At 44.6% G+C, this 22,064-nt stretch carries 19 protein-coding genes; 6 read left to right on the top strand and 13 right to left on the bottom strand.

The window, feature by feature from the left end; translation table 11 throughout:
- From OH456_RS02935 to OH456_RS02915, 5 genes are all read right to left on the bottom strand, one after another.
- Entirely contained in the window at positions 1–1,134 is a 1,134-nt protein-coding gene (locus OH456_RS02935) for a homogentisate 1,2-dioxygenase (protein ID WP_270032785.1), read from the bottom strand.
- On the bottom strand, positions 1,127–2,200 hold the full coding sequence (gene hppD, locus OH456_RS02930; protein ID WP_096444005.1) for a 4-hydroxyphenylpyruvate dioxygenase: 1,074 nt from the start codon (positions 2,198–2,200) through the stop codon (positions 1,127–1,129). The genes OH456_RS02935 and hppD overlap by 8 nt, the downstream gene beginning before the upstream one ends.
- A 381-nt stretch (positions 2,201–2,581) precedes the next feature.
- Positions 2,582–4,003: an anaerobic C4-dicarboxylate transporter gene (locus OH456_RS02925; RefSeq protein ID WP_270032760.1), complete on the bottom strand. Its 1,422-nt coding sequence runs from the start codon at positions 4,001–4,003 to the stop codon at positions 2,582–2,584.
- A 258-nt stretch (positions 4,004–4,261) separates the two neighbouring features.
- Positions 4,262–4,645, bottom strand: coding sequence for a DUF4156 domain-containing protein (locus OH456_RS02920; RefSeq protein WP_270032759.1), 384 nt, complete (start codon positions 4,643–4,645; stop codon positions 4,262–4,264).
- A gap of 191 nt (positions 4,646–4,836) precedes the next feature.
- A complete protein-coding gene (locus tag OH456_RS02915) occupies positions 4,837–6,693 on the bottom strand; it encodes an ABC transporter ATP-binding protein (protein ID WP_270032758.1) in 1,857 nt (618 codons plus the stop codon).
- 470 nt (positions 6,694–7,163) lie between these two features.
- On the opposite strand from OH456_RS02915, the gene OH456_RS02910 reads away from it, so the two are divergent.
- Complete coding sequence (locus tag OH456_RS02910; protein ID WP_063604717.1) at positions 7,164–8,147, top strand: arginine deiminase-related protein; 984 nt, start codon at positions 7,164–7,166, stop codon at positions 8,145–8,147.
- 87 nt (positions 8,148–8,234) lie between these two features.
- Here the strand turns inward: OH456_RS02910 and OH456_RS02905 are convergent, their stop codons facing one another.
- From OH456_RS02905 to OH456_RS02895, 3 genes are all read right to left on the bottom strand, one after another.
- Positions 8,235–8,645, bottom strand: a complete 411-nt coding sequence (locus tag OH456_RS02905; RefSeq protein ID WP_270032757.1) for a VF530 family DNA-binding protein — start codon at positions 8,643–8,645, stop codon at positions 8,235–8,237.
- Between the two features lie 134 nt (positions 8,646–8,779).
- On the bottom strand, positions 8,780–11,170 hold the full coding sequence (locus OH456_RS02900; protein ID WP_252039451.1) for a hypothetical protein: 2,391 nt from the start codon (positions 11,168–11,170) through the stop codon (positions 8,780–8,782).
- Positions 11,148–11,774 carry a hypothetical protein gene (locus OH456_RS02895; protein ID WP_252039452.1) on the bottom strand — a complete coding sequence of 209 codons (627 nt, stop codon included), beginning with the start codon at positions 11,772–11,774 and terminating at the stop codon, positions 11,148–11,150. The genes OH456_RS02900 and OH456_RS02895 overlap by 23 nt, the downstream gene beginning before the upstream one ends.
- A 160-nt stretch (positions 11,775–11,934) precedes the next feature.
- Here OH456_RS02895 and OH456_RS02890 point away from each other — a divergent pair, with 160 nt between their 5' ends.
- The 3 genes from OH456_RS02890 (at position 11,935) to OH456_RS02880 (ending at position 15,827) form a co-directional block, all read left to right on the top strand.
- Positions 11,935–12,540 carry a class I SAM-dependent DNA methyltransferase gene (locus tag OH456_RS02890; RefSeq protein WP_240205773.1) on the top strand — a complete coding sequence of 202 codons (606 nt, stop codon included), beginning with the start codon at positions 11,935–11,937 and terminating at the stop codon, positions 12,538–12,540.
- 303 nt (positions 12,541–12,843) lie between these two features.
- On the top strand, positions 12,844–14,424 hold the full coding sequence (locus OH456_RS02885) for a BCCT family transporter (protein ID WP_270032756.1): 1,581 nt from the start codon (positions 12,844–12,846) through the stop codon (positions 14,422–14,424).
- 239 nt (positions 14,425–14,663) lie between these two features.
- Positions 14,664–15,827: a glyceraldehyde-3-phosphate dehydrogenase gene (locus tag OH456_RS02880; RefSeq protein WP_270032755.1), complete on the top strand. Its 1,164-nt coding sequence runs from the start codon at positions 14,664–14,666 to the stop codon at positions 15,825–15,827.
- Between the two features lie 47 nt (positions 15,828–15,874).
- Here OH456_RS02880 and OH456_RS02875 read toward each other — a convergent pair whose 3' ends face one another.
- The 3 genes from OH456_RS02875 to OH456_RS02865 form a co-directional block, all read right to left on the bottom strand.
- Positions 15,875–16,639 (bottom strand): DoxX family protein, encoded by a 765-nt coding sequence (locus OH456_RS02875; RefSeq protein ID WP_270032753.1) that lies wholly within the window; start codon positions 16,637–16,639, stop codon positions 15,875–15,877.
- A 63-nt stretch (positions 16,640–16,702) separates the two neighbouring features.
- Positions 16,703–17,347, bottom strand: coding sequence for a glutaredoxin 2 (gene grxB, locus OH456_RS02870; RefSeq protein ID WP_006070163.1), 645 nt, complete (start codon positions 17,345–17,347; stop codon positions 16,703–16,705).
- A gap of 37 nt (positions 17,348–17,384) precedes the next feature.
- Positions 17,385–18,053: an SDR family oxidoreductase gene (locus tag OH456_RS02865; protein WP_031494637.1), complete on the bottom strand. Its 669-nt coding sequence runs from the start codon at positions 18,051–18,053 to the stop codon at positions 17,385–17,387.
- A 120-nt stretch (positions 18,054–18,173) separates the two neighbouring features.
- Between OH456_RS02865 and OH456_RS02860 the strand changes: the two genes are divergently transcribed.
- On the top strand, positions 18,174–19,109 hold the full coding sequence (locus OH456_RS02860; protein ID WP_038230823.1) for a LysR family transcriptional regulator: 936 nt from the start codon (positions 18,174–18,176) through the stop codon (positions 19,107–19,109).
- Between the two features lie 57 nt (positions 19,110–19,166).
- Here OH456_RS02860 and OH456_RS02855 read toward each other — a convergent pair whose 3' ends face one another.
- Together OH456_RS02855 and OH456_RS02850 are read right to left on the bottom strand one after the other, a co-directional pair.
- Positions 19,167–20,432 carry a sensor histidine kinase gene (locus OH456_RS02855; RefSeq protein ID WP_333482759.1) on the bottom strand — a complete coding sequence of 422 codons (1,266 nt, stop codon included), beginning with the start codon at positions 20,430–20,432 and terminating at the stop codon, positions 19,167–19,169.
- Entirely contained in the window at positions 20,429–21,118 is a 690-nt protein-coding gene (locus OH456_RS02850; RefSeq protein ID WP_062461940.1) for a response regulator transcription factor, read from the bottom strand. The genes OH456_RS02855 and OH456_RS02850 overlap by 4 nt, the downstream gene beginning before the upstream one ends.
- Before the next feature lie 150 nt (positions 21,119–21,268).
- Between OH456_RS02850 and OH456_RS02845 the strand changes: the two genes are divergently transcribed.
- Positions 21,269–22,054, top strand: coding sequence for an efflux RND transporter periplasmic adaptor subunit (locus OH456_RS02845; protein WP_270032752.1), 786 nt, complete (start codon positions 21,269–21,271; stop codon positions 22,052–22,054).
- Positions 22,055–22,064 lie beyond the last annotated feature (10 nt).

Below are 22,064 nucleotides of genomic sequence, written 5' to 3'. Positions count from 1 at the left end.
TTATTTTCCTGTTTTCCAGCTATAGACGTACTGGTTATTCTCAACGTTTGCCGCTTCTGGGCTATGATGCAGCGCGTTGCGGGTATCGATCATCACTGCCACTTCATCAGTAAAGGTTTTCTTGGCTTCTCTTCCGGCTTGGAAGGCCTTCGGGTGTGGTCCGTGAGTAAAGCCTGCTGGGTGGAACGTCATCATCCCCGCTTCAATATTGTCACGGCTAAAGAAATCGCCCGCGTGATAGAACAGCACTTCATCGTAATCATCGTTGTTGTGATAAAACGGTACTTTCAGGGCTCCGGGGTCGCTTTCAATCGGTCTAGGGACAAAAGTACAGACCACAAAGCCGTTTCCAACAAAGGTGGTGTGTGCTGAAGGAGGAAGGTGATAACGGTGCGACATCAAAGGTCTAATATCACGCCAGTTGAGTTTTAGCACTGACAAATCACCGTGCCAGCCTATTGCATCCAGAGGGTTGAAGGGATAGGTGATGACATTCACTTTTCCACCACGTTTCAGCTGTACTTGAGTTTGATTTTCGCTGTATTGAGCTTTGAACTTGTCGTTAATGGCTGGTGGTTCAAGAACCGCAGGATCGAACACCGCGTGTTGACCGACGATACCCTTGTCAGGTAACGCATAAGCCGACCCTGTGTTTTCGATCATCAATAAGAACATTGGACTATGCGGTTCTAGGCGCCAATTAGTGGAACGGGGAATCAGGACGTAATCCCCGTCAGAGACCTCTAGATGACCATAGTCGCAATATAGGTCAGCGCTGCCTTGATGAATAAACAACAGCTCATCCCCATCAGCATTGCGAACGAGGTGGGACATGGCGTCTTGCAGTCGCCAGACTCGAATTTTACATTCGTTATTTTCCAGTACGGTGGGTATCGCCCATGGTGATGTTTGCTGCGCACTCTGTATATTGTTGAGGTTAAAAGCACGCGGTTTGAGCTCGCCTTCCCATTCTGTCCAGCCAGTAGGAGCATGTTGGTGATGGAAGTGGGTTGCGGGACCAAAGAACCCCTCGCGACCCGCCTCTCGCTCGTAGATGGCTTCTTCAGGAAAATCGGCGTGCGCCTGTTTGGAGTAAGTTCCCTCTCTGTGAGGGAACGTTGGCCATTTACGCATCATTAAGTACCCCGCGACGAATTTGGTCTTCTTCAATGGACTCAAACAGCGCTTTAAAGTTACCCTCGCCAAACCCTTCATTGCCTTTGCGCTGAATGATTTCAAAGAACACTGGACCAATAACGGTTTGCGTAAAGATCTGCAACAAGATGCCGTCTTTCATTGGAGCGCCATCGATGAGGATTCTCAAGTCTTGGAGACGATCAACATCTTCGCCATGGCCTACCACACGATCGTTAACCTTCTCGTAATAGGTATCGGGTGTTGGCATAAAGTCCATCCCACGCTCGCGAAGCGTTTGTACTGTTTGGTAGATATCATCGGTTGTCAGAGCGATGTGCTGAATCCCTTCACCGTTGTACTCACGAATGAACTCTTCAATTTGTGATTTATCGTCAGAGGACTCGTTAATTGGAATTCGGATTTTTCCGCAAGGCGCGGTCATAGCTCGGCTGACAAGACCCGTCAGTTTTCCCTCAATGTCGAAGTAACGAATTTCTCTGAAGTTACCAATACGCTCGTAAAATCCTGACCACACATCCATGTGTCCTTGCTTAACATTATGGGTCAGGTGGTCAAGTTCGTATAAACCCACGTCTTGTTCTGCCAATCGCTTGTCGGCATCGGGATAGAATTTGAAATCAACATCGTAAATACTGCTGCTGCCATAACGATCGACAAAATATAGTAAGCTTTCGCCGATACCATAGATGGCGGGAATACTGAGTTCCATTGGACCAATTTCGGTCACGTATTGTTGACCACCATTTTCTAAAGCATGAGCCATGGCTTTACCTGCATCTTCTACACGAAAGGCCATTCCACACACAGAAGGGCCATGCACTCTTGCGAATGCCTCTGCTTGGCTGTGAGGCTGTGCATTGACGATAAAGTTAACGTCACCTTGGCGGTATAGCCAAGCTTCCTTGGAACGATGTTTAGCAATTTCTGCAAACCCCAAGGAATCAAATAGACGTTTGAGATCGTTAATTCCGTTGTCGTCTGCTGCGGTATATTCCACAAACTCAAATCCGTCGGTGCCGAGAGGGTTAAAATTGATGCTCATGTAGGTTTCCTTTTGATAGTCATTGCGCTCCTTTTATGATGAGGAGCTTTCTATTGGTAAAACGCGGTTCCTCTATAAAATTTGGCTAATTAGCGAAGAAAAAGAAACTGACTCAAGGATTTAGCAAAGAAGGGCAGTGATAGTCGGTTTTGTAACATTTTTGCTACATAGTGGATTTTATGGGCATAACAGACACCAAGCGCAAAAATAACTAATTGAAAACTAAGAGAGGATTCTGCTGCCTGTGAGAGGGTTCACAATGTGCTACAGGGTGTAAATTTTGGCTAAAAGCAGTACAGCGAGCTTTACGAAGAGTGGTTGTTAGCATCTATATAAAAAAACGGAGCTAAATAGCTCCGTTTGAAGTGTGGTGATTATCGACTAAGCCAGTTTAAGTGTTTCACTGTTCAAACGATTCATATAGCTGTTTACAGCGAAGGCTAATCCAGCAACCGCAATAGCCCATAACCAGATTGGCAATACGCCGGTAGATAGTGCATAACCAATACAAGTTGCCACAAATACGCCGATGAAACCTGGGATCAAGAAGCTATGATTCAGGATGTATTTGCCGATTTTCGTTGTTCCAGAGCGGTCAAACGTGATGGCTGCCAAGTCTGACGGATAGAATGGGAAGAAGTAGTAAGCGTAACAAGCCGGTAGTACACCGATTAGTACTTCTGCAGGAATACCCAAAGCAAAACCAAGCGGTAACATGATGGTTAGAACGGCAGCTTGACTCTTAAGGAATACCGAAGAGGCATACATGGCGATAGCAAATGTCCAAGGATGAGTTTGAACGACATCTTCAACCAAGCTAATAATGTATGGTTTGTTGTGAGCAATGATGGTGTCACTCATCCAAGCAATACCAAAGATGATAATGACAGCGCTCATACCAGCAATAAACACATTGGTATTGACGATCTTCTTCGGGTCAACATTTGTGGTTAGCAAGATAATGGCACCAACCGACAGCATCAAAAATTGCAGTGCTGTGGATGTACTCACGCCATCAGGCAGTAGTCCTAAATCTTTGCCAAACATAGCAACGCAGATAACCGTTAGAATACCGAGCAAGAAGACTGTCAGTCCTCGTTTTGCTTTTTGATCTTCTTGTTGTCCAGCAGCACCTGTACTTGCTTCACTAGTATCAATTAATTGCGCTTTAAACTGTGGATCTTTACAACGTTCTAAAAACTCTGGATCGTCGTTAAGATCTTTACCACGCTTAAGGCTCCACGTCGCCGCGATGAGAACGCCAGTAAGAGTCGCCGGAATAGTGACGAGCAATACCTGACCTAAAGTAATGTCCAAGTTGTTAGTGGCCGCTGTCGCCATAACTACAGCCGCCGCTGCAGCAATTGGGCTTGCAGTAATACCCATTTGCGACGCAATGGTAGAGATGGCCATTGGACGCTCGGGGCGAATTCCACGCTTGATGCTGACATCATAGATAACAGGAAGCAGTGGGTAAACAGAGTGACCGGTTCCGACCAGAACTGTTAGAGAGTAAGTACATAGAGGGCCGAGAAAAACCACCTTTGAAGGATGCTTTCTCAATAAGATTTCAGCGTACTTTACTAGCAGTTTGAGGCCGCCTGTGGCTTCCAATGTAGCGGAAGCCGCAACGACAGCAAGGATGATAAGCATAACACCGATGGGCGGTTGTCCCGGTGCGATACCAAAGAAGAAGCTTAAAATGGAGACGCCCAGTCCGCCTAGCAAACCAAAAGCGATACCACCGTACCGAATACCTACAAATATTACTGCCAAAAGTAGCAGCATATGAACATAAAACATAACAACTCCTTTTTTATAACGACAGAGTTATAATGCGTATCAATGGCAAACCAAATACTGATCTGGGTAGGAAAAAGTTTGCATAATCTGATGAGAGTGTAAATTTCAAAAGTGGGTCACATTGTTGCGGGTTTGTTTACATATGTTATTGAAATAAAAGTGTAAATAAAAAAACGGACCTAATGTGGCCCGTTTAATGAAACGTTTGAGAGAGCACGTCTTTTGCGCTTTAAATGATGCCTTTCAGGGTATTACTAGCTATTTGCTACAACGAAATGCTTCACCGATCAGCGTGCTGCTATAAGTACCTTTTGTGCTAGATAAAGCGGCAGAGCTCCCACTCTTGTAACCAGAAATTCCTGCATTGCTGTTGTCGACAGATTTCTTAATGACTACGACGTTTGCACCAAGTGCATGCGCTTGATTTTTTATCTCGTTGCGGGCACCAATAATGATATCTCTATCGCTTGTTAAGTCGGCGGTAAACCAGTTACCTTGGCTACCATCAACTTCACCAAGAAACTCACAGTGTGCGGGTGCGGTATTCATAGCGCGGACGGTACTAGCGCCTTGATTCAGTGGTTTAGCTGTACAGCCAAGTAAAGTGGTGACGCAGAGGGTTAGTACAAGCTTTTTCATCATTACTTACTCTTTATGGTTAACTCTTTAGGGGGGGTGAATTACTCGCCATAATAATGATGAAAATAGGATGATCGATTCACTCAGTGTCGAATTAATTGGCGCTAAAAATATACCTTATGTCACGTAATCGTTTGCTTTTGTTGATAAAAAAACGGAGCTCGAATGGGCTCCGTTTTTCACAGGGGTGAGGGTTAGGCAACGATATCTTGTTCGTTGTCCTCATCCGCACCTATAAAACCACCAGTTTGGTGAGCCCATAGTTGCGCGTAGATACCACCGTGGTTAATAAGCTCTTGGTGAGAACCTTCCTCAATGACTTCACCTTTATCCAGAACAATCAAACGATCCATTGCGGCAATAGTAGAGAGTCGGTGCGCAATCGCGATAACCGTTTTCCCTTCCATTAACTCGTTGAGACTTTCCTGAATGGCCGCTTCTACTTCGGAATCAAGTGCTGAGGTGGCTTCGTCCAAAATAAGAATCGGTGCGTTTTTCAACAGTACGCGCGAGATAGCGATACGCTGTCTTTGACCGCCAGACAATTTTACACCACGTTCACCTACTTGAGCATCGTAGCCTGCGTTACCAAATGGGTCGGTTAGGGTATCGATGAACTCATGAGCATGAGCTTGGTGAGTAGCAGCCAAAAGTTCTTCTTCGCTCGCATCAGGCTTACCATATAAGATGTTGTCACGAATTGAGCGGTGAAGCAGCGACGTGTCTTGCGTCACCATTCCGATCTTGCTGCGCAGTGAATCTTGGGTAACTTTATCAATGGGTTGTCCATCAATACGAATACTGCCACCTTCAACATCGTGAAAACGCAGTAGCAAGTTCACTAAGGTGGATTTACCTGCGCCGGAGCGACCGACTAAGCCGACTTTCTCACCTGGCTTAATATTGAGGTTTAAATTGCTGATGACACCTTTGTTCTCACCATAGTGGAAGCTGACGTCATCGAACTCAATACCGCCCTGATCGACCTTAATTGGTTTAGCATTTGGTGCGTCTTGGATAGCGATAGGTTTTGATAGAGTTTTAATACCATCAACGACCGTACCCATGTTTTCAAAAAGTGCACCTACTTCCCACATGATCCACATCGACATCCCGTTAATACGCAGTGCTAAACTGATTGCGATAGCAATTGAGCCGACGGTAATCGCACTGCCCATCCATAGGTAGATAGAAATCGCTGCGATCGAGAACAGTAGAATGTAGTTGGCCAGCTGAACGGCAACGTCAAAGCCAGTTACCAAACGCATTTGACGATGAACGGTATCTAAAAAGCCTTCCATACCTTCTTCTGCATACTCAGTTTCACGACGGCTGTGCGAAAACAGTTTAACTGTAGAGATATTGGTGTAACTATCAACGATACGACCTGTCATTAAAGAGCGCGCATCGGCTTGTTCTGACGCTACTTTTTTGAGCTTTGGTACAAAGTAAATTTGGATACCAATATACGCAAAAAGCCAAAACAGCATAGGTAACATTAGGCGTAAATCAGCTTGCGCCAAAATCACCAACATGGAAGTAAAGTAAACGGAAACATAGATAAACACGTCCGCCGTCTTCATGACTGTTTCACGTACAGCAAGTGCCGTTTGCATCACCTTAGTAGCAACACGTCCAGCAAAGTCATCTTGATAAAACGATAAGCTTTGCTTGAGTAAGTAGCGGTGCGCTTGCCATCGGATAGACATTGGGTAGTTGCCGAGCAAGGTTTGGTGCGTAATTAATGAATACACCAAGATTAACGCAGGCATTACAAACAGTATCACCAAGCCCAACCACATTAGTGTTGCGCCGTTTTCATCCATAAAGGTTTCAGGATTACTCGAAGTCAGCCAGTCAACAAGCTCACCCATAAATCCAAAAAGGGCAACCTCGATAATAGCCACTGTCGTGCTGAGCAGCGCCATAAGCAGTAATGGTTTTTCAAAGCCACGCGTGTAGTGTCGACAAAACGCAAAAATGCCCTCAGGCGGCTGATCGGGTTCTTGCTTTGGAAAAGCTTCTGTGAAATTTTCAAAGCGCTTAAACATGATTCACCTAAATCGTTAGAAAGCCCGTGTTTCAACGTTAATTCGAGCTTTCGAGAAGAGACAAAAAATCCTCCAATCCGAGGATAAGAGTAATAGTAAGAGCGAATTTATAATGTAATTTTACATGGCGAAAGATCCATTTCGCAGGTTAGAACAAGAGAAAGAAATCTGAAAATTCAGATATGAAACAGTGTATAACCTTTAACCAAACTGCTCAACAATTGTAGCAATTTAACCGCAGAATATTGGCTGTGACTCTCACCTTACCGTTACCTTACTCCGCTGATGAAGTTAGGTTTACAATATAGGTGGCAGTGATTATTACTGTATTTTTTTAAATATCCAGTAATTAACGGTGGAGAGAAAACGAAAAAAACACGTATTCAGTAAATTAATATTTAACACATTATTTACAATTTAAAGATTGTTGCACGCAAAAGTAGTTAAGTGGACCCTCTATGAATCATGGAATGACAGTTAGTATCGAAACAGCTGAGCCGACGCATCTTAGTCGATCAGTTCAAAATGCCAATTGTGTGGTGATGGTACCGCCGAAAGAGTTTGGTTTTAATGCACAGACGGCAGCCGATAATGAATTTCAACACCAAGTTTCTCTTGATGCCGATTCTGTAAAGCAAAATGCAATGTCTGAGTTTAAAGCGATGGTCTCTGGCTTGCGCCGCGCTGGCGTTCAAGTGGTTGAGTTTGACTATCCTATGGATGCCAGTGAAACACCTGATGCAGTCTTTCCGAACAACTGGTTTAGCACCACCCATGAAGGTGCCTTCTATACCTTCCCTATGGCTTGTAAGAATCGGCAACAAGAAGTGAGGCCACAGGCGCTGATTGATAGTCTTGGAGCTGCGGGAAGAAAAGTAGTCGCTGTGGACTCGTTGACCAATTACATCGAGCAAGGTGCTTTTTTGGAGAGCACGGGTGTGATGGTAAAAGACCATGTTAACAAAACGATTTATGCGGCACTCTCTCAACGATGTGAGCGTGAAGCACTCGAAGACTACGCCAAGCGCATTGGTTATCATCGCGTCGTATCATTTCAAACGGCGCTGCCATCTGGGCAACCGATCTACCACACCAATGTGATGATGGCAGTTGGTGAGCACTTTGCGGTGATTTGCTCAGAAGTGATCCCTGAATACGAACGTCGATTTGTAGTGAAGTCTTTGGCAAACACAAAGCAGGTGATTGATATTACACTTGAGCAAGTTAATCAGTTTTGCGGCAATATTTTGCAACTTGAAACGGTTAATGGTGACAAGGTGATCGCGATGTCTAAATCCGCATTCGATGCGTTCAGTCCCGCACAAAAACAGCAATTGTCTACCCACGGAAAACTGCTTCCTTTTGATGTTTCTACCATTGAGAACATTGGTGGAGGTAGCGTGAGATGTATGTTGGGAGAAGTGTTTCTACCAACACGAGTGAAGTCTCTGTAAGCAAATTTCTTGCTATTTATTATCATAACAGCCGCGCCCTTAAAAAGGTTGCGGCTGTTGTTTATTCATAGTTTATGAATGTGCTTATTAGCGAGAATGACGTCCACGAGATGAGCGGTTTTTGAAAGCAGAGGCAGCTTTCGCTTGAGACTTCAAAATAGAATCAACCGTCAGTGCCATTGGTTCTTTAGGTTCTAATCCATGAGGAAAAGTACGCGCACGTGGCGGTAAATCGTACTCTTCAGTAGAGGCTCGAGGCATACGCTTAAAACGATACAGATAGAAGTTCTCCAACTTTTCTCGTGCCCACTCGGTCTTCTTGAGATATTTCATACTGCTAGCAATCGACGGGTTAGTATGAAAGCAGTTAAAGCGCATCGCTGTGTCAAGAATGTCCCACCCATAAAAGTCCACTAGCTCTTGCAACATTGTTTCTAATTTAAGGCCATGTAACGGGTTATTTTGTTGGAGTTCGATTCTTTCTTCATCTGTCATCATGGTTATGCCTATTAATCAAGTGTGCGGTACAGTGATACAACCTAGTTGTCAGCCCTGAGGTAGTAACTAGAAATGTTTATACAAGGTGGCTTTATGGCGGGCGATTCTAGCAGAGTATTACCCCGATACCTACGCTAATCAACAAAGCTATTCAATCTACTCACTTCAAACGCGACATTCTCAGCGCTACTATTTTGTAATACGACAGAAATGACGCCGCTGGGTTTATCTCGCCATATTGGTTTACCGTCGACGTATTTGACCCATTGTCGATTGAGTTGTTGCAATGGGACATAAATGGCGATGCTATCACCGATTTGATAGGCGTAAGAAGAGGCGGAGACGGTTTGTTGGAAGCCAATTTGGTCTATGAGCCCGATATGCAGCGCCTCGAGTTGAGGGGAAGTAAGCCGCTTTAGAACAAGCTCAATGGCTGCAGGAATACCCGAACTTAGCTGCTCAAGTGCAATGCTCTGTTCCGGTGCTTGCTGCCAAGTTTGCCATCTGTTGAGTGAAACCTGTTCATTGAAGGCTTGCTGGTGGAAGTTAAGAGGGACGTTCCAGTTCGTTACCAGTGAGTTGTGAATAGTACCATTGAGGACCAGCGTTACAGACACCTCGCCATTTTCAGCCCAAGTTGGCAGCATTTGTCCATTCCAATGAATAGTAAAGGCATCACCAACGCCTTTTTCAAGCCATGTGTTGGTGTCTTGTTGAATAACGACTTCCCAGCGAGTCCAGTGTGCTAACTGAGCTTTGATTTCGAGCTGACGATTTGCCATTAGTTTGGCGTGAAACTGCTTAACTTGAGGCGTTTTTTCATTACGATGCTCGTTGATGAGTTGTTGATAGTCAGCCAATGCGGGCTTAGGTTGGTAGCTGGCTTTAAGAAGGCCAAAGCTTTGCTCTGCTTCGGCAAACCAACCTTGCTGCTCGGGTTCATCAGTAAGAGAGAACCAATTAAGGGCAAACAGACCAAGACTACGAAGCATCGGCAGATAAAATGCCAGCTTTTCAATCTCCACCGCTTGCTGCTGCTCCCATGCTGGTTGAGATGCGATTGATAAGTACGCCAGCATCCACGGCTTGTTGAAGCGTTTTTTTAACCTATCGCCTAGTCGTAAAGCTCGAACCCAAGCGGACCAATCTGGCGCGGCGTGAGCCCGCTCAGTATAACTAGAGAGCATTAGCATACTTGCCACAAAATCACTTGCTTCAATGGCTTGCTCAGCGCTTGCGTAACTCGGTGTGCCACCGGGTTTATCCCAATCACCCAGCCCCAATCCTACTTTAACTTGCGGTGCCCCTTTTCGTATTAGTTGGATCACCTCCAGCATTAATGGATCCCACTCGTCCCAAGATTCAATACCCTGTTTATTAAACTCAGGCTCCAAAATCAGATAGGCTTGAGGAAGGTCTCGCAACAACGGAATCAGCTGGTTTTTGATCTGTTCAAGATAACGTTGACGATTGGCAGTGACGTAGTCAGGGCTGATTTTGTCACCAAAAAACCAGTAATTAATCATAGGAATATAACCATGCAAATGAGCGCCGCGAAGTAAATCTGTGCGCAGCCAGTTCCAATCGCTGTCCTGAGTGATCCACAAACTGACGCTGTTTACCCGTAAATCATTATTGGTAAGCGTGTGCCAGATTGGCGCGAAGTTGTTACCACTACCTACAGGGTTATCTAACAGCAACCTTGCGCCGACTCCCCATAAAAATGGCGTTGTTGATACTGTCGTTTGTTGTGCGAGAGGCAACATGAAGGTCATGGCGTTGATGCGCTGTTGCCAACTTCTCGCTAACAGGCTGTTGCGGCTGCCCCAACTAGAGTTCAATTTACCCTGTATGTCATTGATAGCTCGTTGGGCTAGCGGTAAACGGTTGGCGCGAATGGCTGCGAAAGCCGCCCCAAACAATGCCTGAATGTACCAATCTGCATCGGCATTCTGAGTATCTTCTGCAATGGAAAGGTAAAGTTGCAGTGCTGTTTGGGGTTGTTGAGCTAGCTCTAACAAACTGTATGCGGTCAGAAGCTGTCCGCGAATCGCCAACGGCGCTTGCGGATGTGTGGCATATAGCCTGGCGCTAGTGTTTTGAAGTTGCTGAATATGATTTAGGTCGCGTAGCTTAACTAGAGTGAAGAAGTCGCCAAGTAACGGATCATTTTGATAGGCTCGCAATAGTGCAAATGCCGCCCTTGCTTCTAATTGGTGCACGCTAAAAGGGTTACTGGCTAAATATTCGCGATACAAGGTCATCGCTGTTGTCCAGTTGTTTTCTGCTTCTGCAATACGCGCTGCCAAGAATAGTGCTTCTCCTGAATAAGGCTGTGGCAACTGGTTCAACTTTGACTTGGCTTGTGTGACTTGTCCAACTTGAACCAGTTGAATTCCTTGACCGACGATTGCTTGGGAAGCGTTCATGGCTTGGCTACTACCCATGGTGAGTAATAAGGTAAGCAATAACGTAAGTAACCACGGTTGCCATGACGCCAAGTTAGCGTTCCGAGTTAAAGTCATTAGACGGCTCGGCTTCATTGGATGGGCCAACATCAATGGTCTCAAAGTAGTCTAGATTACTGCGAACCATTTCGATGTGAGCAGTTTGTTCTGGAGTCATCGCGCTGCTATCTAGACCATCAAGGCTTTGCTTCATGCTTAATACGATCACTTGTAGGCGAGCGGCACTGTCACTGACATTTTCTGCAATGTCGCTGAGTTCATCACCGCTCCGAGTCTTCACTTTTGTCGTTAGCTTACCTAAGGAGATGTCGACCAGAGCTTGTCGAATCCGCTCTACTGGACCATAAAGACGGTAGCTGAGCCAGCATCCCGCCCACGTTGCCAGTGCTAATTGAAGTAACAGTAATAAAATCAGCCAATTACTCATGGCTTGGTACATTGAAGGCATGGAGTTAGCTACCGCTGCAAACTCTTCGGGAAGCAACTGAAACGAGAGCTGTTCAGCGAGCACATCGAGCGTTTGAGAGTAAAAGAAATAGAACTGAGCAGCGTTAATCGCGGCACTGAGTATGGCGATGAACAGCACTCGCCAAATCAGTCGCCGAGATAATCCCACCTTAAAACTGTGCGTGATGGATGTTAGGCGCAAGAATTGCTGCATGTTCACTCTCCCTCGGATTTTGTCATTAAGAGTCTAGGATGGGCTTAAAGGTATTTCTGCAAAATTCGTTGGCGGTCACTCTAAAGAAAGCGTTAAACATCAATATGTTTTATAGTGAGATAGCAATAGTACTCAGGGAAATAGACAAGTTGGGAACAAGATGACGCCAGAACAAATAGGGAAAGCTTACGATCAGATTACTCACCTGTGGTTGAGTGAAGAGTTTAATCTCGATAATGGCATCGAAGCTCATAAACGAGCGATTGAGTTTATTTCGTCTAGAGGTAAGGCGCTCGATATCGGTTGTGGGTGTACCGGACGATTTATCAATCTGTTGCAACAAGTAGGGTTTCAACCTGAGGGGATGGATATCTCGAGTAAAATGATTCAGCTTGCTCGCGAACGTCATCCAGATGTTCCCTTTTATCATCAAGACATCTGTATCGCTGATCTACCAAGTAACTATGATTTTATCACTGCATGGGACAGTATTTGGCATATTCCTCTAGAACAGCAAGTCACTGTTATAACGAAGATTATTGCTAGTCTAAATCCGGGCGGTGTGTTTGTTTTTTCTTTTGGAGGCACACAAGAAGCAGGGCAGCATACTGATGATTTCATGGGGCCAGAAGTGTATTACTCGTCTCTTGGGACTAATGGCTTTTTAGAGCTTTTCATTAAACTTGGCTGCACAATTCGTCATTTGGAGTTCGACCAACACCCAGAGCTTCATACCTACCTTATTGCTGAAAAGCTGACCAAATAGCCCTCGTTACTTCTGGCATACGCTAATGCTGTTATTCGCTGCTCTCACTAATGCAGATTGGTGGGATAAAGCACGTCCAATGTCAATTAGTTTGTATTCTAATGATTAGAGTTCATTGCTTTTTATGGCTGATTTTAAGTGTTTTCTAATTTTCACTATGAAAAATTGAGCTATTTGAATCATTTTTGTGCGTGTGATAGCATTTTGTCCGAAATAAATTGTTAGAGTTCTAATTAAATGGAGGGCGGTTTCTAGTTTTTTCCTTTTCGAGGAAAGCAATTTGGACACGTAGTAGTAGTATTTATGGACAATGCATTAAAGAAGTACAGTATCGAAACCACTGACTATCAAGTAGGTCAGGACAACATTCAAAAGTGGGGTTTCGATATACACAACCCCGTATTCGGAACAAGCGCAGCGCTTGTTATTCTCAGCCTAATTTCCCTTCTTATCGTCGAGCCAGCAACCGCACTCAACGCTCTCAATGGTCTTAAAAATGGCATCATTAATGACTTTGATGTCTTCTTCATGTGGGCAACCAATTTTTTCCTATTCTTTGCCGTCGCGTTATTGATTTCTCCTCTTGGGAAAATTCGTATCGGTGGTAAAAATGCAACAACTGACCATTCAACCATTTCATGGTTGGCGATGCTGTTTGCGGCTGGTATGGGTATCGGCTTACTATTTTGGGGAGTGGCGGAGCCAACGGCTTATTTTACTGACTGGTGGGGAACACCACTCAATGTAGAGCCCAATACGGAAGCAGCTAAATCACTTGCTATGGGGGCAACGCTGTTTCACTGGGGCATCCATGGTTGGGGTATTTACGCTATTGTGGCGTTATCACTCGCGTTTTTCACCTACAACAAGGGGTTGCCTCTATCTATTCGCTCAGCATTCTATCCAGTATTCGGTGACCGAGCTTGGGGTTGGCTAGGCCACGTGATTGATATCATGGCGGTGTTGGCGACTTTGTTTGGTCTAGCGACATCACTGGGTTTAGGTGCTCAACAAGCGACAAGTGGCATCAACTATGTATTTGGTCTAGACGGTGGCATTGGTATGCAACTGGCGGTGATCGCGTTTGTTACCTTAATCGCGGTTATGTCAGTGGTGCGTGGTATTGATGGTGGAGTAAAGGTTCTTAGTAACATCAATATGGTTGTGGCCTTCTTATTGCTGATTTTTGTCACGGCTGTGAGTCTGGATGTCGCTCTGCCGTCAATCTGGAATACAACGCTTGGTTACGTAGAAAATATCATTGCGCTCAGTAGTCCTCATGGCCGTGAAGACACTGTCTGGATGCATGGTTGGACGGTATTCTATTGGGCGTGGTGGATTTCTTGGTCTCCATTCGTTGGGATGTTCATTGCTCGAGTCTCGAAAGGACGTACGGTACGAGAGTTCTTGTTAGCGGTTATCTTTATTCCAACTGCAGTGACGTTAATATGGATGTCAGTATTTGGCGGGATCGCTATAGATCAAGTGGCAAATGATGTAGGTGAGTTGGGGGCGAATGGTTTAACCGACATTTCATTAACGCTATTTCACGTATACGATGCTTTACCATTTGGTTCTATTTTGTCCGTGATCTCCATTGTTCTTATTTTGATTTTCTTTATAACGTCTTCGGATTCTGGCTCGTTGGTTATCGATAGCATCACTGCTGGCGGCAAGATTGATGCGCCAGTACCCCAGAGGATATTTTGGGCGTGTATTGAAGGGGCAATTGCAGCAGTAATGTTGTGGATTGGCGGTAAAGAGGCGCTTCAAGCATTGCAGTCTGGCGTGGTGGCAACGGCTCTGCCGTTTACTTTTGTTCTGCTATTGATGTGTTTTAGCCTAATAAAAGGTTTGAGGACGGAACAAGCACTTTATTCGTAAAATTGCTTAGTTAATGAAAAACAGGTGCTCTGAGAGCACCTGTTTTTCGTTCAGGCTGGTCTGTAAGTGCCCGCCTGATTAGATAAAATAAAAATAAAGCGATTGATTGTCATACACTATTTCAGTTTTATTCCACTCTTATTGTTTAGTGATAAATCTTATCTTCGTCCTCGTTATTATACGCCAACGTTTACACATGAGTTGTTTTCCCTAATGTTGCCAGTAACGAGGATCTTACCGTGAGAGCTTCCCTCTCTATTATTGTTTTGACGGTTTCAATCGCTTCAAGTCAAAGCGTTGCTACTAGTTTTACCGATCCAGTTGATCATCAGTTTGATATGGGCGAATACCTAGCTGAAAATGCTTATGGTTTTTTGCCTGTACCAATACTCGTGACCGAACCTGCCGTTGGGTATGGCGGTGGTGTGATGGGAGTATTCTTGCATGAATCGGAGGCGCAGAAAGAAAAGCGTAGAAAGTTGTCGATGGCATCGGTAAATGGTGGTGCACAATTGCTAACGCCAGCTATCACTGTAGGTGGTGCTTTTGGGACAGATAATGGTACTTGGGCTGGATTTGTGGGTCATCGGCACTCATGGAAGCGTGACAGTATCCGCTATCTTGGTGGTGCATTTTATGGTGACGTGAATATGGATTTCTATGGTAGCGGTGAACACGTCAGTAAGTTTGAGCTGAATATGAAAGGGTATGGAGAACTACAGAAATTGCAATTTAGAGTCGCTGACACGCCATTGTTATTAGGGATCTCACAAGCTTTTATTCAATCTACGTTATCACTAAATTCCATCGAACGTCAGCATGATCGTCATCGGCGAGAGTTCCATCCTTCATTAGATTCTACATTTTCAATGCTGGGGTTATTGGTTGAACATGACACACGGAATAGCTTCTTATACCCCTCTGCTGGTGGGGATTACAGTGGTGAATATCGCATGTTTAGAAAGAGTTTTGGTAGTGACTACGATTTTGATACGTTCACATTTAAAGGGATACACTATTTTCCAATTAAAGAATCGTGGAACCTTGGTTTCAAAGGGCAATACAACACGCTAAGTACCAGTGAGCGTTACTTACCAACACCTGTATACCCTGATATCAATATGCGCGGCATTGCTAGAGAGCGATACCAAGGTGACACAACAGCCTCGTTAGAAACCCAATTAACTTGGCAAATGACTATGCGTTGGTCAGCTTCTGTTTTCGGTGGATTAGGTACCGCCGTTGATGATGGCGACTCGATTTTTACAACCAATAACCATTATAGCTATGGTGTTGGTTTTCGTTACCTTATAGCCCGTCGCTATGGCTTGCGTGCAGGGATCGATGTGGCTACCAGTGAATCGGATAACGCCATTTATTTTCAAGTAGGCACTGGTTTTTAGTAGTGATCGAACAAGGGGACATGGTAAGTCCCCCTTGTTTTACTTGATTAAGAGCGAGCGAACTTCATCCGTTCCAAAGCGACAGAGCCACCTACGTTTGGAAGCATAAATGGTATGGTGACCATAAAGTAATAGAACGCCAATTCCCATCCTCCACCCGGTAAAATCCACGTATAACCAACGGCAAAGTGTCCACCCACTATCTGGGCAACAATCAGATATCCTGCTGACATGAACGCTCCAAACCGAGAAAGTACCCCTAGTCCCAATGAAATAGCAGTAGCCAGTTCAACTAGGCCGCCAAGCACAATCAGAATATTGGCGGTTGAATCCGTTAATGGGTGTCCAACCACTAAGTTACCAAATCCGTTGGCAAAAAAGTTAACCAAGCCAGCGTCGTGGGAAGAAACAAACAGTTTTTCTGTACAGTGCGTTAACCAGTTCATACCGATGAATATACGCAGCATACTTAATGCTGTTTCTGTCGGACCTTCTTTGATAAAGGTACGTCGCAGGACTACAACACACTGTGCGAGCAACGGCAGATAAGATATTGCCGCTATCCAACCAATCATTGACCAATCATGTTGATCAGCATTTCTAACGACAATGGTGGTAAAAAATAGTGGTAAAAGAAAAGACAGTGCGACATTCTTCCTATTGAAGTAGGCAGTTACGGGAATCATTATTGCGGCGGCAATGGTAGCGACTTCAGACCAGGTACCATCGTAAAGATCGGCGTTAATGATGGCACTTGCTGCGGCGAGTAATCCTGTGAAAACGATAATATTTGCGTAGTTTTTGCTTTCCATAATCGTACACCTTACGTAGCCTTCGTCGTGACTGGCAAAGGCCACAAATATTGAATTTCGGAGTTATTGGTATTGTTCGTTGTTGAGTAACTTCACCTGAGTACTTTGACTTTGAGTGACCATCCAATCGGCAACACTTGGCTCCCAGCGCACTTCAGGTGCACTGAAAAAGCCTCTTAAAATGGAAAATACAATAGCCTCGTCCACCAATTTCCTGCGACTTCCGGTACCTAGTTGGAGAAGTTCATTCGCCTGAGTGATCAGCACCTCTGCTTGTGAGGCGATCTGCGATGTGTCTTCTAACAAGCTGTTGAAATTAAGCTCATAGGTTTCTTTTTTAGTACGCCATGCTTTTTTTGCACTGGCGGTGGAGAACTCTTTGAGTGGCAAGGCGCTCCAACGTGGATATCCAATTTTCTGCAGTGGTAAGAAGGCATCCTTCTGCCATCTCATCACGTCTTGAGATGGCGTACTGTTTTCTGCCGAATCTGCTAAGTCGAGCAGATAACCGATGATATCGAGACTCTCCGCCATGGCTTTTCCGCTACCTGTGACAAACACAGGAACTTGCTTACTGCCGATGATGTTTTTTGTAGTTGTGTCGTCGTCATAATCTAGTGTGACAATATCCAGTGATAAGTTGAGCATTCCTGCCACGTAGCGAACACGTGCACTGAACGGGCAATGGTCATAGATATAAAGCTTCATGATGAATACCTGTAATAAGAGTAGGCTTGGTTTTGACTTAGTTGATTAACGCGCCGCCATCGACATCAATAATGGCGCCAGTCATATAGGTGTTTTCGATAGCAAACAAATACGCTTTTGCGACATCTTGCGCTTCACCAACTTTGCCAACAGGTAGATTGTTCTTGGCATTTTCGTACATGGTATCGCGGGTTGTTTGATCCATTCCTTTGTATGCGGTGGTTTTTGTTAAGCCAGGGCTGACGGCATTGACGCGAATTGGCGCTAGTTCTCTAGCCAAGATCTTTGTCACCGCTTCTAGTGCGGCATTCATTGCGGTTTTTGCATAAGTGTTAGGAACGACTTTTCGAGATAACATGCCCGTCGTAAACGTAATGGTGCCGTTTGGCTTGATAAAGCGAGCAGCTTGTTTTGCAGCGTTGATGGAGCCCCAGAATTTGACGTCAAATGCTCCTTTAGCATCGTCAATGGCTACATCGGTTACTTTGCCTGCAGGCGCCGCTGATCCTGCAGTGACAATAAGGTGGTCGAAAGCACCGATGGATTCGAAGTAGCAGTGCATCTCTTTCTCGTTGCTGATATCTAGACCAGTTGAGCGACTAGCAACATGGACGATATTCTCTTCGTGATTAACGAGCTGAGCGATAGCTTCTCCAATACCTGAGGTGCCACCTAGAATGACGTAAGTTGTTTTTTCGCGGTTCATTATTGTTTCTCCCAATTCGATGACTTCATTTGATAACGCCCATTATATTTATTCGACTTAGTTTTATAATTGGGTAAAATACGAAATCATTATTCGGATTGGTTAAATAATGGAGCGCCTATGGATAAGTTTTCAGATATGGAGATGTTCGCGAGCATTGTTAAGCACCAAGGGTTAGCGGCTGCGGGCAGAGACCTTGGATTGTCGCCAGCCTCAATGACGGCTAGGCTTCAGGCTTTGGAGGAGCGTTATGGCGTTAAACTGCTTAATCGAAGTACTCGCCACGTATCGTTAACTGACTCAGGAGAACTCTACTACAAAGCTTGCTTGGATATATTGGATAACGTCAATGAAGTGGAAAATATTATCCAAAGTGGCGTTAAAGAGGTAAAAGGCGCGCTGAGAGTGTCTGCGCCAAAAGACATTGGCAAACAATACATTGTGCCCATTCTGAATGAGTTTTCAGAACGCTATCCTGACGTCATTCCTTATCTCTACCTCAATGACCACCTGTCGAACGTTAACGAATCGGGTATGGATATTGTCATTCGCTATGGGGAAATGGCGGATAGTAACCTCATCTCTCGCAGATTAGCGTCCAGTCGCCGTGTGTTGTGTGCCTCGCCAGAGTACCTAGCAAAGCGGGGGACTCCTATTACCCCTCAAGATTTGGTTGGGCATGATTGTTTAGTGATGTTGCGTCATAACGAAGAGTTAAAGACGTGGCACTTTCGAGAAAATGACCAACGAAAATCCATTACGGTAACGCCCAAACGTTTTTCAGATGATGGTGAAGTGATTCGTCGATGGGCGTTAGAGGGAGCGGGTATTGCTCTCAAGTCACTATTGGATGTTCAGGCAGACATTAACCATCGTCGTTTGGTAACAGTGCTTAACGGCTATATGAAAAACTTCAATGCTTCGACAACGGTATCAAGTGCGGATTTGAATGTGGTCTATTTGAGTAAAAAATACCAACCCAAACGCATTCGATTGTTCTTAGACTTTTTGTTCGAACAGTTCCCAGATCTAGTCAAGCAATCTAGCGATAACTGAGGATTACGGGTGATGATCGTGTAACGATAGGAACGACTTGGTTCCTATCGTTTGCGTCTAGCTATCAATCCGTATGAGTCTCGCGCAGCATCCATTACCGTTAGTATTGTTCGAAAGTGTAAATTGCCAGCTATAGCTTTCTGCGATCCGATGAACAATCAGCAGCCCCAGCCCATGCTCAATATCGTTATTATTGTTCAGTCCACAGCCGTTATCAGTAATGCAAATTTCCTGAGATGAGATACGGACGGAAATCTCCCCATTGGCTGTAAAACGTATGGCATTGTCTAGTAAATTTCCGACTATCATTCTCACGGCTATCAATGGTAGGTTAACCGCTGTCCCTTCTTCGATCTGCACCGTTACTTTTGTATCTTTTGAAGCACTTGAATAGTATTTTGCTAGCTCCAAATCTTGTTCATTGACTTTGGTCGATAAGCTATCGGGACTCGCATTTTCTTGCTTAACGATGTTTAGTAGCAGTTCCACGGTCTGTTGCATACCGTTTGCCGCTTTGAGTATGCGTTCACGTTGCTTGGTTTGAAAAGCCTCATCTTGTTTCATTGCCTGTAAGTTGGCGGCACCCAATACAACGGCAATGGGCGTTTTCAACTCGTGGCTCGCATACTTGGCAAACATAAGCTCTTGTTTGGCGACACGCTCTTTCATTTGCGTGTAACTATTAAGATGCTCGGTGAGTGTTTGCAGCTCTAAAATTGAATGCTCTGTGATAGAGAATGCTCCGACTTGGTTACTTGCGAGTTGGTGGCTGAGGGATGAGATTGGCGACATTAATGTGTCGAAGACCCTTTTCAGCGATAACCGCAAGACAAAAATCAGAAAGACCATCAGTAGCATTGAAATGATCATCAATGTGTCCCAAGAGTCATCTCCAAAGTCCATTGCTCTCGAATCAATGGTGAGGTAAAGCGGGATAGTTTGCTCGTTAAACTGAAACTTGGTGTGATAGACCAAAAAGCCATCTTCGAGGAAGGTATTGTATTTCGTTACTTTTCCTGATGGGAAAGGTCCTTGTTGTGCGATTCTTTTCGGTAGCATATTAGCATCAAAATACGCGGTAACGCTTTTACTGAGCTGAGCCTGATTTACTTGGCGAAGTTGATAGTATGATTGGGCTATTTCTTCAAATGACACTAAGTGATGTTCGATCTGGTCGTCTTCCTCTAAGGCCAAGTGAAGCGAAAAGGCAAAGAAAACCAAAAAAGAAGTGACCAAAGCGATAAGAGAGAAGGTTCGCAACAAGCGAGCTTTGACTTGTTTTATGGAGTAATAACTAGGTTGTGACTTTGACCTTTTCATCATTGAATTACCAGTTTGAAGCCAAATTTAGGTACCGTCATCAGGCATGGAAAGTCGAACGGCTTATCTAAGACATTCCTCAGTAAATAGATATGACTTCGTAATACGTCTTTATCGGGCACATTTTCCCCCCAAAGAGTCTGAATTAATGACTCTCTCGATACCACTTCACCTTGAGCTTTTACTAGGGCTACTAGTATTTGATAGGTCGCTGGGCTTAACTCTATGTTTTCGCCTTGTCGTGTCACTTGATGGCTTTTTTCATCAATAACAATATCGCCAAATCTAAGCATGCTTTTGGCAACTTGACCACGATAGCGCTTAATTAGCGCGGTAAGTCTGGCTTCGAGTTCAGGAAACTGGAACGGCTTAGTGAGAAAGTCGTCAACTCCAGAATCGAAACCGGTCAATAAGTCAGATTGTCCATTTAGTGCTGTCAGCATAAGAATAGGTGTCGTGCAGCCTTTAAGGCGCAGTTCTCGTGCTACCTGCATTCCATCTTTTTTGGGCATCATTACATCTAGAATAATGGCATCGAAAGCATGAGATAGAGCAAGCGATAGGCCTAACTCACCATTGCTTGCAAAGTCCGCTTCCGCTTGTTTGACTTCAAGAAAGTCCGCCAATATGCCTTGTAGTTCTTCATTGTCTTCTACGACTAAGATCTGGCTTCCAGATAACACACTCATACATGTTTCCAATTCAATAGCGTGAATTGATGATAGCAAACTTGTGTCGATTTTTTGTCGAAACGCGATTGCTAAGTGGTAAAACAGCTTTGACAAAAACTCGACATCGACTCCTGCACACTGCTCTTATTTACTAAGGGAGTGTGTGATATGAAAACACCAAAATCATTAGTTTGTTTGGCTTTAAGTCTGGTGGCGCCTTGGGGTCAAGCCATAGAACTAATTGGGCAAACGGTCAGTTTGTCATCGGTAAATGTGGTTGCCGAAGTCAATGGCGTGATTGAAACCATGAACGTAGAGGTCGGGGATAAGGTTCAGCAGTACACGGTTATAGCTGAAATCAAAAAGCAAGACTTTCAGTTTGAACTAGCTCGTACCACGGCCAATCTGGAACTGGCACAAGCAGAGATCAAACTCAAACGTTCCGTATACGAACGTTATCAAGAGCTTATTAAAAACAACAACTTATCTGTTAATGAACTTGATATCGCCAAAGCTGATTACCTCAATGCCAAAGCATTACTTAAGCTGGCACAAATTGAACTTGATATTGCTCAGAAAAACTTCGAAGAGACAAGTATCCGAGCCGATATTGAAGGCTTTGTGGTGAGCCGTGATACACAAGTTGGTGCTTGGGTAAACCAAGGTGATTTGCTTTATCGACTTGTGAGTATTGATACGTTGACGGTACGTCTGTTAGCTAGTGAGCATGATATGTCTTTGCTATCGGTGGGACAGTCGATAGAACTTTGGGCAGAGACAAGTCCAGAGCAAAAAGTGGTGGCATCCATTGCTCGTATAGGAGTGGAAATGGATGTTCAGCACATGGCTTATCCGATTGAAGTTGATATAAAAAACGCCGATTTTAAGCTGATACCAGGTATGTCGATGTATGCCACGACCGATGTTTCGCAAATCAAAACTTCCGTGAAATAAGAGGCGATTT

The organism is Vibrio sp. La 4.2.2, assembly GCF_027586995.1.
Classification (GTDB): Bacteria; Pseudomonadota; Gammaproteobacteria; order Enterobacterales; family Vibrionaceae; genus Vibrio; species Vibrio mediterranei.
This window is presented reverse-complemented; position numbering and strand designations above follow the sequence as displayed.